The sequence below is a fragment of the Pseudomonas sp. GW821-FHT09A09 genome (assembly GCF_059418405.1).
In genome coordinates, this window is the sequence record NZ_JBWKPU010000035.1 from 61,090 (window position 1) to 75,295 (window position 14,206).

Below are 14,206 nucleotides of genomic sequence, written 5' to 3' on the forward strand. Positions count from 1 at the left end.
TGCAAGTCAGCACACAATGTGTGGCGTTGATTAACCGATGATTAACCGAAGCTATTCTAAAGTGTAGGGAAAGTCTGAGCGCGCCTCTTTTCGCGGCATAATCGGCGCTTAATCCGTGGCCTCTTTAATTCCCCCATCTTTCATGAAGGGTTCAGCATGCACGTACTGGTCTGTGAAGACGACGAACTGATCGCCAGCGGCATCGTGGCTGGCCTCACCACCCAGGGCTTTACCGTCGAACGCGTGGGTACGGCTTCTGCCGCGCGCGCGATGCTCAAGGCCGCGACCTTCGACATCATGGTGCTCGACCTCGGCTTGCCCGACGAAGACGGCCTCAAGCTGCTGCAGCAACAGCGCAGCCAGGGCCTGGAGATTCCGGTGCTGATCCTCACCGCCCGCGACTCGGTAACTAACCGCGTCGACGGCCTGCAAGCCGGTGCCGACGATTACCTGCTCAAACCCTTCGACCTGCGCGAACTCGCTGCGCGCCTGCAAACCTTACTGCGGCGGGTGGCGGGGCGCAGCGTCAACCTGATCGAGCATGGCCGCCTGGCCTATGACCCGAGCAGCCGCGAGACTTTCCTGGGCGGCGAGCCGGTGGACTTGTCCCGTCGTGAGCAGGCGCTGTTGCAAGCCCTGCTGCACAACAAGGGCCGCGTGCTGTCCAGCGAGCAGCTCAAGGACAGCGTCTACGGTTTCAATGACGAACTGGAAAGCAACGCGCTGAACGTGCACATCCACCACCTGCGCCGAAAATTGGGCAACGGCATTGTCGAGACCGTGCGCGGCCTGGGTTATCGCCTTGGGCCGGCAGATGCGGGTGGAGAGGACGCTTCGTGAAAAGCCTGCGCCTGCGCCTGACGTTCAAGCTGGGCGCCGCCTTTGTGCTGATCTGGGCCCTGGCGGCCGCCTGGATGCTCAACGACCTGCGCAACCAGATGATGTTTTCCCTCGACCAGCGCCTGGTGGCGTCGGCGCGCATGGTGGCCGGGCTGACCGAGCAGATGCCCGGCCTGGCCAGCGTGAGTGGCGGCGCGCATTTGCGCACCGAGCAATTGAACGTACCGGGCGGCATGGCCTGTCAGGTCAGCTCTTTGCGCGGAGAAATCCTGGCGCGCAGTCACACCACGCCGGATGAGGGGCTGGAGTCGCGCAAAAGCGGTTTTCGCGACCAGATGATCGATGGCGTGGGCTGGCGCAGTTTCACCCTGTCCCGGGGCGACCTGCTGATCACCACCGCTGACCGCCAAGTGGAGCGTGAGGCGCTGAACCTGTCGATCCTGCTGGCGGCTTCGGTGCCGGTGGGCGTGGCGTTGCTCGGTTGCCTGTGCCTGCTGTGGCTGGGGATCGGCCAGAGCCTGTTGCCGCTCAATCGCATGCGGGACGCCTTGATGCGCCGCAGTGCCGATTCCCTTGAACCGCTGCAGATCCATCCGCTGCCCAGCGAGCTCAAGCCGCTGCTCGACACCCAGAACCAACTGCTGCAACGCATCGCCAAGACCATCGAGCGCGAGCGCCGCCTGACGGGGGACGCCGCCCATGAACTGCGCAGCCCGCTGACGGCGATCAAGACCCACCTGCAAGTGGCGCGCATGACCGACGGTGCCGCGCGGGACCAATCCCTGGCTCATGCCGAGGAGGGCGCCGACCGCCTGCACCGCACCCTTGAACAGTTGCTGTTGCTGGCTCGGGTGGAAGGCAGCCTGTCGTTTGACGACGGTTTGCAGTCCAGTGCCGAACAAGTGGCCCGCCTGGCGATCCAGGACGCCAACGCCGGGGACAACTCGCGCATCGACCTGATCCTGCCGGAAGGCCTCAGTGACCGGCCGGTGGAAATGCCCGTGGGCCTGGCCGTTGCAGCCCTGCGCAACCTGCTGGACAACGCCCTGCGTCACACGCCGGCCGATACGCGTGTGGAACTTAGTGTATTCACCGACGCCGAGCACGTGGTGTTCCGCGTGCGTGACCACGGCAAGCAGATCTCTGCCGAAGACCTGCAATACCTGACCCAGCGTTTCTGGCGCAATGGCAGCAGCGAAGGTTGCGGCCTGGGCCTGGCCATCGTGCAAGCGATTGTGCAGCGCTGCTCCTGCTCGCTGAAGTTCGACAGTCAGCCCGATGGCTTGCGGGTCGACCTGGGAATGCCGCTGCGTCGCTGATTTCTTTTCTTTCAGGTGCCAATTAGTTACCGCCCGCTTGAGGTTCAACGCTTCAGGATGGCGGTAATTTTTTTGTGCTTGAACGGGCCGAATGAGTCGGCCTGTAGTGAAAAGGACGGCTTTTTATGTTGGTCATCGATACCAGTTTTCCTGCCACCGGCTTCAACGAACGCTACGGCGAGCCCGTGCGGCAGGTGATCCTGCATTACACCGCGCTGCCCTTTGCGTCATCCCTGCGCACCTTGACCCAGGACGGCGTGAGTGCGCATTACCTGGTGCCCGACCCGGAAGAACCCAGCTATCGCGCGGCGGCCTATGACGAGTTGCGAGCTTTTCGCCTGGTGGACGAAAGCAAGCGCGCCTGGCATGCCGGGGTCAGCCACTGGGAGGGGCGCGACAACCTCAACAGCCGCTCGATCGGTATCGAGCTGGTCAATCTGGCGCGGGATGACGCGGGCGTCTTCACCTTCCCCGCGTACGCCGAGGAACAGATCGAGGTGTTGATTGCGCTGCTGCGCGACATCGTGAGTCGCTATCCACAGATAGAGCCTGCGGGCATCCTCGGGCATTCGGATGTGGCGTATGGGCGCAAGAGCGATCCAGGGCCCCGTCTGCCGTGGTGGCGTCTGCACGAAGCAGGCATCGGCGCCTGGTTCGATGAAACGACGCGGGCGATGTACCAGCGCCGGTTTTGCGTCGGGTTGCCGCCAGAGGTGGAGGTGGAGCGCGCGTTCCAGCGTTATGGGTATGCGCCGGCGAAGAACCGGCAAGGCTTTGAACAGCGCACGCGGGCGTTTCAGATGCACTTTCGGCCCCGGGATTATTGCGGGTTCCTGGACGCAGAAACCTGCGCGATTCTGTACGCGCTGAACGAAAAATACCGAGGCCTCTAACGCCTGCCTGCCCTTCTGTAGGAGCCGGCTTGCCGGCGATGCAGACACCTCGATACGTCAGGGAACCCCGCCGATACCATCGCCGGCAAGCCGGCTCCTACAGGTCTGTGGATTCCCACCTCTGGATCTTCATCCCTCAGTTATAGATCAGTGGCCACTAAATCCCTCCCGCGCTGATGCGTTTCCAGAACAGGAAATCCGTGCGCATGCCCCTTGGGCCCGATGAGGGATCTTGTAATGTCCGTCGCTATCAGCCATATCGAAGACACCCCGCTTCAAGAAACGCTTTACCAGTTTGACGAGTCCCCGCTGCTGGCCCGCCAGCGCCAGCAGGAATCCAATGCCCGCAGCTACCCTCGGCGCATCCCCCTGGCGCTCAAGCGCGCCAAGGGCATCTATGTGGAAGATGTGGAAGGTCGCCGTTTCATCGACTGCCTGGCCGGTGCTGGCACCCTGGCGCTGGGGCATAACCACGCGGTGGTGATCGAGGCCATTCAGCAGGTGTTGAGCGACGAACTGCCGTTGCACACCCTCGACCTGACCACGCCGGTCAAGGACCAGTTCGTGCAGGACCTGTTCGGCCTGCTGCCGAGCGAGTTGGCGCGCGAAGCGAAGATCCAGTTCTGCGGCCCCACGGGCACCGATGCGGTGGAAGCCGCGTTGAAACTGGTACGCACCGCCACCGGTCGCAGCACCGTGCTGTCGTTTCAGGGCGGTTATCACGGCATGAGCCAGGGCGCATTGAGCCTGATGGGCAGCCTGGGGCCGAAGAAACCGCTGGGCGCGCTGCTCGGCAATGGCGTGCAGTTCCTGCCGTACCCTTATGACTACCGCTGCCCGTTTGGCCTGGGCGGCGCCGAAGGGGTTCGCGTCAACCTGCATTACCTGGAAAACCTGCTGAACGACCCGGAGGCGGGCGTCTTGCTGCCGGCGGCGGTGATTGTGGAAGTGGTGCAGGGCGAAGGTGGCGTGATCCCGGCCGATCTCGATTGGTTGCGCGGCCTGCGGCGCATCACCGAGCAGGCGGGCGTGGCGCTGATCGTCGATGAAATCCAGAGCGGTTTCGGTCGCACCGGCAAGATGTTTGCCTTCGAGCACGCCGGGATCATTCCGGACGTGGTGGTGATGTCCAAGGCCATCGGCGGCAGCCTGCCACTGGCCGTGGTGGTGTACCGCGACTGGCTCGACACCTGGTTACCCGGCGCCCACGCCGGGACGTTCCGTGGCAACCAGATGGCGATGGCGGCGGGTTCGGCGGTGATGCGCTACCTCAAGGAACACGACCTGGCCGGCCATGCCGCCGCCATGGGCGAACGCCTGGGTGAGCACCTGCGCATCCTGCAGCGGGATTTCCCGCAACTGGGGGACATCCGTGGCCGTGGGCTGATGCTCGGCGTGGAGCTGGTGGACCCGAACGGCAAGCCCGATGTTCAGGGCCATCCACCGGTGCATCGTCAGCTGGCACCGCTGGTGCAGCGCGAGTGCCTCAAGCGCGGCCTGATCCTGGAGTTGGGCGGGCGCCATGGCAGCGTGGTGCGCTTCCTGCCACCGCTGGTGATCACCGGCGCCGAGGTCGACCGCGTCGCCGAGATTTTCGGCCGGGCGTTGGCGGCGGCGGTCGCCAGCCTCTAATTTTTTTGCAGGTTGGTACGTTTCTACAGATATCAGCGCTGCGCAGTGTGCGCAGCCAGCCTTTTTTGCGATGGAGAACAGCAATGACCTCAGTATTTGACCGCGACGACATCCTGTTTCAGGTAGTGGTCAACCACGAAGAGCAGTATTCGATCTGGCCCGACTACAAGGCCGTGCCGGAAGGCTGGCGCACCGTGGGCAAGAGCGGCCTGAAGAAAGAGTGCCTGGCCTACATCGAAGAAGTCTGGACCGACATGCGCCCGTTGAGCCTGCGCCAAAAGATGGACAGCGCCGCGCTCGCAGGCTGATCCACATTCACCCCTGTAGGAGCCGGCTTGCCGGCGATAGCGATTTCAAGATCGCCATCGCCGGCAAGCCGGCTCCTACAGTTCGGGTTTTGCTGTTGCTGTCACCACCTGCACGCTCAAGCGCGGCGTCGCCAGGTCCAACCCCGCCTCATCCAGATGCCGCTTCAACGACAAGTTGAACGCCCGCGACACTTCCCACTGCTTGATCGGCGCCGTCTTGAACCGGGCGCGCAGGATCGCGCTGCCTGACTCGAAACTCTCCACGCCCTGGATCTCCAGCGGCGACCAGATATTGCGGCGTTGCAGCGGGTCGTTGCGCATTTTCTGGCCCACGTCGCGCATCAGTTTGATTGCATCGTCGATTTCCATGTTGTACGGGATCGCCACCCGGAAGATCGCATAGCCGAATTCCCGCGAGTAGTTCTTGATGCTCTTGATCTCGCTGAATGGGATGGTGTGCACGATGCCGTCAATGTCGCGCAGGCGCACGGTGCGGATGGTCAGGCCTTCGACGGTGCCGAGGTGGCCGCCGACGTCGACGTAGTCATCGATGGCCAGGGAGTCTTCGATGATGATGAACAGGCCGGTGATCAAGTCTGCTACCAGCGATTGCGCACCAAAACCAATCGCCAGGCCGATCACACCGGCACCGGCCAGCAGCGGCGTGACGTTCATGCCCATGTTCGCCAGGGCGACGATCGCGGCAATGATGAAGATGGTCACGAACAGCACGTTGCGGATCAACGGCATCATGGTCTGCGCGCGTGCGTTGGCCAGGCCTTTGCGCGAGCGGGTGAGGGCATGGTGGATGGCGGTGTCGCTGAGGATCCAGATCAGCCAGGCGAACAGCAAGGTCCCGGCCAGGCCGAACAGTTTGACGCTGACTTCATGCCCGTCGCCTTCGGTAAAGCGGATCAGCGACAGGCCCCACACCCGCAGGCCCAGTTCGATAAACACCAGCCACACCATCAGGTGCGCCAAGGTGTAGACAAAGCTTTTCAGGCGCTCGGAGTACAGCGCATGGCGCTTGTGGCCGCGCTGCGGCTTGAGGGCGTGGCGGCGTACCAGGCCGTTGATCACCATGCACAGCACCAGCAGCACCGTGCACAGCAGTGACTGGCGCAGGGCGGTGCTGGTGTCGCCGGCCGACACGAAGGTGGCGAACAGCGAGATGCCCACCAGCAGCAGGGCCGGGATGTACCAGAACGAGCCGATGATCTCGATGGTGTCGCTGAGGGCACGGCGGGTCAGGCGACGCGACAGCGGCTGGTTGCGGATCAGGTGGGCAATGGGGCGGCGGAAACGCAGGATGAACACGCCGGTGGACAGCGCCGCCATCACATTGGCCACGGTCGCGGCCGTGTGGGACAAGTGCTGCCCCAGTGCTGCGACCAGTCGCGGGTCGCTTAAGGCCTCGCCGAAGGCGGCAAAGCTGCCGATCCACCACAGCGGGCGGAAGGCCTGGTGACGCAGGATGTACAGGGCTCGATGGCGGTGCGGGCCGTCGAGCAGGGAAAAGGCGATCACGCAGATGGCCGAGAAGCAGGTGCCCACCACCAGCGCGTAGGCCAACACCATCGCCAGGGATTTGCCCAGGGAAGAGGGCAGGGCATAACTCAGGTACACCGTAATCACCAGGGCGATCAGCCACGGGCCCAGTTTGCGCAGGGCGAAACGCACCATGTCCCAGGTGCGCGGGTGCTGCGGCAGTTCCTCGGGCAAGCCGAAGCGCTCGCGCACTCGGTGGCTGAGCCAGATCAGCGCGGCGGCCAGCAAGCTCCACACGGCCAGGATCAGGGCAAAACCGAAAATGATCGGCAGCCATTCGCTGGCCGGCAACATCAGGGCATCAAGCTCATCCTTGGCCTGGTCGATTTCGTTGGACCAGCGCCCTAGCGGGCTGTCGGCCCCGGAGAACTGTGCTTCGAGGTTGGCCAGGGTGCCGCCGATCAAGCCCAGCACACCTTCTTCGGTGGCCGGTTGGGCTTTTTTCGTGGCTTCGCGCAGTTTCTTCAGGTCGCTCAACAACTGGGTGCGCTGCTGGTCGTTTTCCAGGGTCTTGATCACTTCGTCCAGCGACTGCCCCAGCGGCACATCGGCCTGGGGTTGGGACTTGGTGGCGTTGCCCAGCAGGCCGGGCAGGCTCACGGCCTGGGCAGGCGCGAGCGGCAGCAACATGAGCAGGGCGATCAGCAGGGTGCAGGGCAGGGCGAACAGACGGGAGAACACTAGGCGGTCAACCTTGGAAACGACGGGTTGATCGAGTGTACGAGGCCGCTATGCCAGATGCGAGTGCATTTGTCATTCCGCCAGTTTGGCGAGGATCTTGTAGACCACGGTGCCCAGGATCAGCAGCATGCCGATCCACATGCCAAACACGCCCAGGGGCTTGTCGCGAAAGTTGAAACCCGTCGCCAGCAGGATCATGCCGATCAGGATCGGGATAAGCATGGCGTGGAACGAGGACATGGAGATCATGGGACGACGGCCTTGTCGGAGTGGGAATACTGACAAGTCTAGGTCGGATTACAGGAAATGCAGCTGATGCAGATCAGGTGTACACAAAACTGAATGTGGGAGAGCACTTGTGTGGGAGCTGGCTTGCCTGCGATGGCATCACCGCGGCGTTACTGACACACCGAGGTGCTTTCATCGCAGGCAAGCCAGCTCCCACACAAGCCAGCTCCCACATTTTGATTTGTAAACACATTCAAATGTGGGAGCTGGCTTGCCTGCGATAGCCGCGCCGCGGTCTCAGGGCAGGTCGCGACTGGCGTAGAAAGCCCCCAACACCTTCACCAGATGCGCCAAATCATGGCTGCCGCACAGCTCGCGTATGGAGTGCATGGCAAACGTCGGCAATCCGATATCCACGGTACGCACGCCCAAGTGGCTGGCGGTGATCGGGCCGATGGTGGAGCCGCACCCCATGTCGCTGCGCACCACGAAGCTCTGCACCGGCACTTCCTGGGCCATACACAGGTGGCGGAAGAAGCCAGCGGTTTCGCTGTTGGTGGCGTAGCGCTGGTTGCTGTTGACCTTGATCACCGGGCCCGCATTGAGCTTGGGGCCGTGGTTGGCGTCGTGCTTCTCGGCGTAGTTAGGGTGCACGCCGTGGGCGTTGTCCGCCGACACCAGCAGGGATTTCTGAATGGTACGTACGAACTCATCACCTTCGGGCAGCAGGCGGCGCAGGGTCTGTTCCAGCATCGGGCCATCGGCGCCGCACGCCGAGCAGGAGCCGACCTCTTCGTGGTCGTTGCACACCAGCACGCAGGTTTCATCGCTGTCGCTGGTGAGCAAAGCCTGCAGGCCGGCGTAGCACGACAGCAGGTTGTCCAGGCGTGCGCCGGCGATGAAGTCGCCATTGAGGCCGATCACTGCGGCGCTCTGGGTGTCGTAGAAGCTCAGCTCGTAGTCGAGCACCACGTCGGCGTTCAGGCCGTGTTCGCGTGCCAGCTGTTCGGTGAGCACGGCGCGGAAGTCCACGCGCTCGTCACCGGCAAATTGCGCGAGGATCGGCGGCAGCTCGGTCTGGGCATTGATCGCCCAGCCCTGGTTGGCTTCACGGTTCAGGTGGATGGCCAGGTTGGGGATGATGGCAATCGGCAGCTTGAAGTCGATCAGTTGGCTTTCGACCTTGCCATCTCGGCGGAAGGTGACGCGGCCGGCCAGGGACAGGTCGCGGTCGAACCACGGCGCCAGCAGTGCGCCGCCGTAGACTTCCACGCCCAACTGCCAGAAGCCCTGGCGTTGCAACTCGGGCTGGGGCTTGACCCGCAGGCATGGGCTGTCGGTATGGGCGCCGACCAGGCGAATGCCGCCCAGCAGCGGCGAGTGGCGGCCCAGCTTGAAGGCAATGATCGAGGAATCGTTACGGGTGACGTAATAGCGACCGTTGGCCTCGGTGGCCCAGGTTTCGCGCTCGTCGAGCCGCTGGTAACCCGCCGCTTCCAGGCGCTGGGCCAGGGCAGCAGTGGCATGAAAAGGAGTAGGGGAGGCCTTGAGGAAGTCGATCAGGCCTTGATTCAACGCTTCGCGCATAAATAGCTCCAGACAGCAGTGCGCGGAGTTTACCGTATTGGCTCGGGATTTGGCGTGTGACTGCTCTCTCGAGCATCACTCATAACCCCTGTGGGAGCTGGCTTGCCTGCGAAGGCGGTCTATTGGTAAAAAATGTGGTGCTGACACACCGCTTTCGCAGGCAAGCCAGCTCCCACATTTGATCGGGTTCACCCTTCAAAAGGGAGCAGGGCACTCGAAGCGCAGGCGCTCGCCGCTTTGCGGGTGGGTGAAGCTCAGCATGCTGGCGTGCAGGCACAGGCGCGGCCAGGCGGCCAGGGCTTGTTCGTGGGCATAAAGGCCGTCACCGAGCAGCGGGTGGCCGATGGACAGCATGTGCACGCGCAATTGATGCGAGCGCCCGGTGATCGGCGTCAGCTCCACGCGGCACCAGTCGCCACAACGTTCCAGCACTTTCCAGAAGGTCAGCGCATGTTTGCCGAACTCATGGTCCACCACGTGGCGTGGCTTGGTTGGCGGGTCGTAGCGCAGGGGCAGGTCGATGCTGCCGCTGTCCAGCTCCGGTTGGCCCCAGGCCAGTGCGGTGTAGGCCTTTTCGGTTTCGCGGTCGTGAAACTGGCGGGACAGTTCGCGGTGGGTATCGGCGTCCCGGGCCAGCAGGATGATTCCCGAGGTTTCCCAGTCCAGGCGATGGACGATACGGGCTTCGGGGTAGCCGTTTTCCTGCAGGCGGGTGATCAGGCAGTCCTTGTTGTCGTCGGCGCGACCGGGCACCGAGAGCAGCAGGGTGGGCTTGTTCACCACCAGGACGGCGTCGTCCTGATGCAGGATATGGATATTGGACAGCGGCATTAAACAGCCTCGTAACAAACGCCAACGGCGGCTCGCCCACCCGGTCCCCAAAAAGGGATCAGAGTGAACGAGCCGCCGTGGCGGCCGCCTGTTCGATCAACGATCAGGCAGGGTGATATTGAGTTCCAGAATCGAGCAGCTGCCGTCGTTTTCCAGGGCGACATGCACATCGTCGTTCCCGATATTGACGTACTTGCGGATCACCTCGACCAGTTCCTTCTGCAAGGCTGGCAAGTAGTCCGGCGTGCTGCGTTGGCCGCGTTCGTGCGCCACGATGATCTGTAGACGCTCTTTCGCTACCGACGCGGTCGTTGGCTTTTTGTTGGCGCGAAAGAAGTCGAGAAATTTCATTGTTTAGTTGCCTCCAAAGATACGCTCGAAGAATCCCTTCTTCTTGACATCGAGGAAGCGATGTTCCACGGACTTGCCCAGCAGGCGGTCGACGGCATCGCTGTACGCCTGGCCGGCGTCGCTCTGGTCGTCGAGGATGACCGGAACACCTTGGTTGGAGGCTTTGAGTACGGCCTGGGATTCTGGAATCACGCCCAGCAGGGTCACTGCGAGGATTTCCTTCACGTCTTCAACACCCAGCATTTCGCCGTTGCTGACGCGCTCAGGGTTGTAGCGGGTGAGCAGCAGGTGCTCCTTGATCGGGTCTTCGCCTTTTTCGGCGCGCTGGGACTTGCTGGCCAGCAGGCCCAGCATGCGGTCCGAGTCACGTACCGAGGAGACTTCCGGGTTGGTCACCACGATGGCTTCGTCGGCGAAGTACATCGCCAGGTGCGCACCGGTTTCGATACCGGCCGGCGAGTCGCAGACCACGTATTCGAAGGTTTCTTTCAGCTCGGCCAGGACTTTGCCTACGCCTTCTTTGGTCAGCGCGTCCTTGTCACGGGTCTGGCTGGCGGCCAGCACGTACAGGTTCTCGAGGCGCTTGTCCTTGATCAGGGCCTGTTGCAGGTTGGCTTCGCCGTTCACCACGTTGACGAAGTCGTACACCACGCGGCGTTCGCAGCCCATGATCAGGTCGAGGTTACGCAAACCGACGTCGAAGTCGACGATGACTGTCTTGTGGCCGCGCAGAGCGAGACCGGTACCGATAGCGGCGCTGGTGGTGGTCTTACCCACACCACCCTTGCCGGATGTAACCACGAGAATCTTGGCCAAGGTGTTTCACCCCTAAGGAAAAAGGACTTTTCGGTCCCTGAAAAACATCTCTTGGAACTCGCTGCAGGCGGACAGCCTTGTAGGAAAAATAATTCCTACACAAGTAATGCCGGTTTCGCTGTGCTATCAGAGTCTAGAGATGCTTGGAAAATGCGGCAGTATCCGTTAAAGACGGATGATGTTCAACACATCGCCCGACAGGTTGACCTGCACCGAAGCCCCCCACAACGGATCACGGCGCAAATCTTCTGAAACCTTGTACTGGCCTGCGATGGACACTAGCTCAGCGGTTAACTGCTGGCAAAAAATACGCGCCTTGGTATCACCCTTGATGCCGGCGAGGGCACGTCCGCGCATCGGGCCGTATACATGGATGTTGCCATCAGCGAGAAGTTCCGCCCCTGGGCTGACCGAGGAGATCACCACCAGGTCGCCACCCTGGGCGTAAATTTGCTGCCCGCCGCGTACGGGCGAGGTGATGATCTTTGTAGGCTTGATCGCAGGCTCGGGTGGTTTTTCCGGTTTTTTCTTCTCTTCACCGACCAATGGTTCCAGCGGACGCTCGCGCGCACCGGACGGTGGCAGTACTGGCAGTTCAATGGCGATGGCGGCGGCAATGTCTTCGATACGGCTGGCACGGATCGCCAGGGTACGCAGGCCATGGGAGCGGCACACACGCATCAGGCCGGGCAGGTCGATGGCACCCTGGCCGGCGGGCAGTTTGTCCAGGGCCAGCACCAGCGGGGCATTGTTGAAGAAGTTCGGCGCCAGGGCGACCTTGGCGGCCAGTTGGCGGTCCAGGGCATCGAGGTCGTTGCGGGCCAGTTCCAACACGGTAATGGCGAGCATGCTGCCTTTTAACTGGAACACGGGATCTTGGTCTAGCGGTTCGGTTTGGCTCATGGTCGGCAAAAGCGGCTTGTCACGAAAAGTGTCGAGACTTATAACGAGAACATCCACGGGCCGCAAGCCGGGTCGAACCGTTGTAGAATGCGCGGCCCTTGTCTTTACCGGAATCTGTAATGGATCGCCCGCGTTTTCGAGCTGTATTTTTTCACCCGCGTTTTTGGCTGTTATGGCTGGGACTCGGCCTGTTGTGGCTGATCACCCAATTGCCCTACCGCGCGTTGCTGACCATTGGTCGCCTGCTGGGCGCCGGCATGTACCGCGTGGCCGGCGAACGCCGCCGCATCGCCGCGCGCAACCTGGAGCTGTGCTTCCCGGAGATGTCTGCCAAAGCGCGCAAGCAGCTGCTCAAGGAAAATTTCGCCTCCACCGGCATCGCCTTCTTTGAAATGGCCATGAGCTGGTGGTGGTCACGCCAGCGCCTGGCGCGCCTGGCCCATGTCGAAGGGCTCGAGCACCTCAAGCAGGCGCAGCTGGACGGCAAGGGCGTGATCCTCATGGCCCTGCATTTCACCACCCTGGAAATCGGCGCAGCCCTGCTCGGGCAAAAGCACACCATTGACGGCATGTACCGCGAGCACGGCAATGCGTTGTTCGACTTCGTGCAGCGCCGTGGCCGTGAACGCCACAACCTTGATTCCCTGGCGGTAGAGCGCGAAGACGTGCGCGGCATGCTCAAGTTGCTGCGCGCCGGCCGTGCTATCTGGTACGCGCCGGACCAGGACTACGGCGCCAAGCAAAGCATCTTCGTGCCGCTGTTCGGCATCCAGGCGGCCACCGTGACGGCCACCAGCAAGTTTGCCAAGCTGGGCAAGGCGCTGGTGGTGCCGTTCACCCAGGAGCGCCTGGCCGATGGCAGCGGCTATCGCCTGGTGATCCATCCGCCGCTGGAAGACTTCCCTGGTGAATCCGATGAAATCGACTGCCTGCGGATCAACCAGTGGGTCGAGGCCTCGGTACGTGAATGCCCCGAGCAGTACCTGTGGACGCACCGGCGCTTCAAGAGCCGGCCACCGGGTGAGCCCAAGCTCTACGAGAAACGCCGTCGGTAAACCTTACTTTTCCTCATATGGAGTGACGCGATGCGCCCAGCTGAGCCGGTTACAGGTTTGATTCTTTCCGGTGGCGGGGCGCGAGCGGCGTATCAGGTGGGGGTGCTGGCGGCGATTGCCGAACTGCTGCCACCGGGGGCACCCAACCCCTTTCCGGTGATCGTCGGCACCTCGGCTGGCGCGATCAATGCGGTGAGCCTGGCCAGTGGCGCCATGGACTTCACCGCCGCCATCGGGCGCCTCACGGCGTTCTGGCAAGGCTTTCGCAGCCATCTGGTGTTGCGTAGCGACTGGCCCGGGGTGATCCGCCAGGCGAGCCGCTTCTTTATCCATAGCCTGCTGGGTTTTGGTGCCCAGATGCCCGTGGCGCTGCTCAACAGTACGCCGCTGCGCGATCTGCTCAACGACAAACTGCACCTGCATGGCATCGATGAAGCCATCCGCAATAAGCACCTGCACGCGGTGGCAGTCACAGCGTTTGGCTACGAGTCCGGCCAGGCGGTGACCTTCTACCAGGGCGGCGGCACCATTGATGCCTGGCTGCGTCATCGACGCATCGGCGTACCCACCCAACTGACGGTTGAACACCTGCTGGCCAGCTCGGCCATCCCCTTGCTGTTCGCCCCGGTGAAACTCGACCAGGAGTATTTCGGTGACGGCGCGGTGCGCCAATCGGCGCCCATCAGCCCGGCCTTGCACCTGGGGGCCAGCCGCGTGCTGGTGGTGGGGGTCAGCGGCAACCCGCGAGGCAATGAACCAGCGACGCAGCGCACTTTCACCGGCCAGGAGCCGACCCTGGCGCAGATCGGCGGGCACATGCTCAACAGCACCTTCATTGACAGCCTGGAAAGCGATATCGAACTGCTGGAACGCTTGAACCAGTTCAGCCATGCCGCCCCCGGGTTGGCGGCGGTTGAAGTGCTGGTGATTGCGCCGAGCCAGCCGATCGACGAGATCGCGGCGCGGCATCGGCAGGAATTGCCGGCGGCACTGCGCCTGTTCTTACGCGGGCCGGGAGCGACCAAGACGAGCGGGGCGGGGGTGTTGAGCTACTTGCTGTTCGAGGCAGGGTATTGCAGTGAGTTGATCGAGCTGGGGCGGCGCGATGCGTTGGCCAAGCGCGAGGAACTGTCGAAATTCCTCGGGCTCACACCGAATTAAATGTGGGAGCTGGGGTGGGGGGGGGGGGGGGGGGGGGGGGGGGGGGGGGGGGG

The 14,206-nt window shown here is 62.7% G+C and carries 14 protein-coding genes; 7 read left to right on the forward strand and 7 right to left on the reverse strand.

Annotation, left to right across the window (positions count from 1 at the left end; genetic code table 11):
* Positions 1–156: 156 nt before the first annotated feature.
* From AC07OV_RS24825 to AC07OV_RS24845, 5 genes are all read left to right on the forward strand, one after another.
* On the forward strand, positions 157–840 hold the full coding sequence (locus AC07OV_RS24825) for a response regulator (RefSeq protein WP_495093172.1): 684 nt from the start codon (positions 157–159) through the stop codon (positions 838–840).
* The gene (locus AC07OV_RS24830) at positions 837–2,159 is read left to right on the forward strand and encodes an ATP-binding protein (protein ID WP_495093173.1); all 1,323 of its coding nucleotides are present in this window, start codon (positions 837–839) and stop codon (positions 2,157–2,159) included. Before AC07OV_RS24825 ends, AC07OV_RS24830 begins: the two co-directional genes overlap by 4 nt.
* A gap of 125 nt (positions 2,160–2,284) precedes the next feature.
* Entirely contained in the window at positions 2,285–3,052 is a 768-nt protein-coding gene (locus tag AC07OV_RS24835) for an N-acetylmuramoyl-L-alanine amidase (protein ID WP_494998887.1), read from the forward strand.
* A 237-nt stretch (positions 3,053–3,289) separates the two neighbouring features.
* Positions 3,290–4,684, forward strand: a complete 1,395-nt coding sequence (locus AC07OV_RS24840; protein ID WP_495093174.1) for an aspartate aminotransferase family protein — start codon at positions 3,290–3,292, stop codon at positions 4,682–4,684.
* An 83-nt stretch (positions 4,685–4,767) separates the two neighbouring features.
* Positions 4,768–4,992, forward strand: coding sequence for an MbtH family protein (locus tag AC07OV_RS24845; RefSeq protein ID WP_176998050.1), 225 nt, complete (start codon positions 4,768–4,770; stop codon positions 4,990–4,992).
* Positions 4,993–5,067: 75 nt separating this feature from the next.
* On the opposite strand, the gene AC07OV_RS24850 is transcribed toward AC07OV_RS24845, so the two are convergent.
* From AC07OV_RS24850 to minC, 7 genes are all read right to left on the reverse strand, one after another.
* On the reverse strand, positions 5,068–7,221 hold the full coding sequence (locus tag AC07OV_RS24850) for a mechanosensitive ion channel family protein (protein ID WP_494998885.1): 2,154 nt from the start codon (positions 7,219–7,221) through the stop codon (positions 5,068–5,070).
* A 72-nt stretch (positions 7,222–7,293) separates the two neighbouring features.
* Positions 7,294–7,470, reverse strand: coding sequence for a hypothetical protein (locus tag AC07OV_RS24855; RefSeq protein ID WP_176998052.1), 177 nt, complete (start codon positions 7,468–7,470; stop codon positions 7,294–7,296).
* A gap of 276 nt (positions 7,471–7,746) precedes the next feature.
* Positions 7,747–9,036 carry a M18 family aminopeptidase gene (locus tag AC07OV_RS24860; protein ID WP_176998053.1) on the reverse strand — a complete coding sequence of 430 codons (1,290 nt, stop codon included), beginning with the start codon at positions 9,034–9,036 and terminating at the stop codon, positions 7,747–7,749.
* 195 nt (positions 9,037–9,231) lie between these two features.
* Positions 9,232–9,867 carry an RluA family pseudouridine synthase gene (locus tag AC07OV_RS24865; RefSeq protein ID WP_005789965.1) on the reverse strand — a complete coding sequence of 212 codons (636 nt, stop codon included), beginning with the start codon at positions 9,865–9,867 and terminating at the stop codon, positions 9,232–9,234.
* 96 nt (positions 9,868–9,963) lie between these two features.
* Positions 9,964–10,218, reverse strand: a complete 255-nt coding sequence (gene minE, locus AC07OV_RS24870) for a cell division topological specificity factor MinE (protein ID WP_010208824.1) — start codon at positions 10,216–10,218, stop codon at positions 9,964–9,966.
* 3 nt (positions 10,219–10,221) lie between these two features.
* Positions 10,222–11,034 (reverse strand): septum site-determining protein MinD, encoded by an 813-nt coding sequence (gene minD, locus AC07OV_RS24875; RefSeq protein ID WP_016970146.1) that lies wholly within the window; start codon positions 11,032–11,034, stop codon positions 10,222–10,224.
* A gap of 165 nt (positions 11,035–11,199) precedes the next feature.
* Positions 11,200–11,937 (reverse strand): septum site-determining protein MinC, encoded by a 738-nt coding sequence (minC, locus tag AC07OV_RS24880; RefSeq protein ID WP_034117002.1) that lies wholly within the window; start codon positions 11,935–11,937, stop codon positions 11,200–11,202.
* Positions 11,938–12,056: 119 nt separating this feature from the next.
* Between minC and AC07OV_RS24885 the strand changes: the two genes are divergently transcribed.
* Both AC07OV_RS24885 and AC07OV_RS24890 read left to right on the forward strand, forming a co-directional pair.
* Complete coding sequence (locus AC07OV_RS24885) at positions 12,057–12,992, forward strand: lipid A biosynthesis lauroyl acyltransferase (RefSeq protein WP_176998054.1); 936 nt, start codon at positions 12,057–12,059, stop codon at positions 12,990–12,992.
* 30 nt (positions 12,993–13,022) lie between these two features.
* Positions 13,023–14,153 (forward strand): patatin-like phospholipase family protein, encoded by a 1,131-nt coding sequence (locus tag AC07OV_RS24890; RefSeq protein ID WP_495093175.1) that lies wholly within the window; start codon positions 13,023–13,025, stop codon positions 14,151–14,153.
* The last annotated feature ends 53 nt before the right edge of the window (positions 14,154–14,206 follow it).

Coding starts and splice junctions, on each gene's coding strand:
- AC07OV_RS24825 (WP_495093172.1), top strand. CDS start 157: ATGCACGTACTGGTCTGTGAAGACGACGAACTGATCGCCAGCGGCATC.
- AC07OV_RS24835 (WP_494998887.1), top strand. CDS start 2,285: ATGTTGGTCATCGATACCAGTTTTCCTGCCACCGGCTTCAACGAACGC.
- AC07OV_RS24840 (WP_495093174.1), top strand. CDS start 3,290: ATGTCCGTCGCTATCAGCCATATCGAAGACACCCCGCTTCAAGAAACG.
- AC07OV_RS24845 (WP_176998050.1), top strand. CDS start 4,768: ATGACCTCAGTATTTGACCGCGACGACATCCTGTTTCAGGTAGTGGTC.
- AC07OV_RS24855 (WP_176998052.1), bottom strand. CDS start 7,470: ATGATCTCCATGTCCTCGTTCCACGCCATGCTTATCCCGATCCTGATC.
- AC07OV_RS24860 (WP_176998053.1), bottom strand. CDS start 9,036: ATGCGCGAAGCGTTGAATCAAGGCCTGATCGACTTCCTCAAGGCCTCC.
- AC07OV_RS24865 (WP_005789965.1), bottom strand. CDS start 9,867: ATGCCGCTGTCCAATATCCATATCCTGCATCAGGACGACGCCGTCCTG.
- minE (WP_010208824.1), bottom strand. CDS start 10,218: ATGAAATTTCTCGACTTCTTTCGCGCCAACAAAAAGCCAACGACCGCG.
- minC (WP_034117002.1), bottom strand. CDS start 11,937: ATGAGCCAAACCGAACCGCTAGACCAAGATCCCGTGTTCCAGTTAAAA.
- AC07OV_RS24885 (WP_176998054.1), top strand. CDS start 12,057: ATGGATCGCCCGCGTTTTCGAGCTGTATTTTTTCACCCGCGTTTTTGG.
- AC07OV_RS24890 (WP_495093175.1), top strand. CDS start 13,023: ATGCGCCCAGCTGAGCCGGTTACAGGTTTGATTCTTTCCGGTGGCGGG.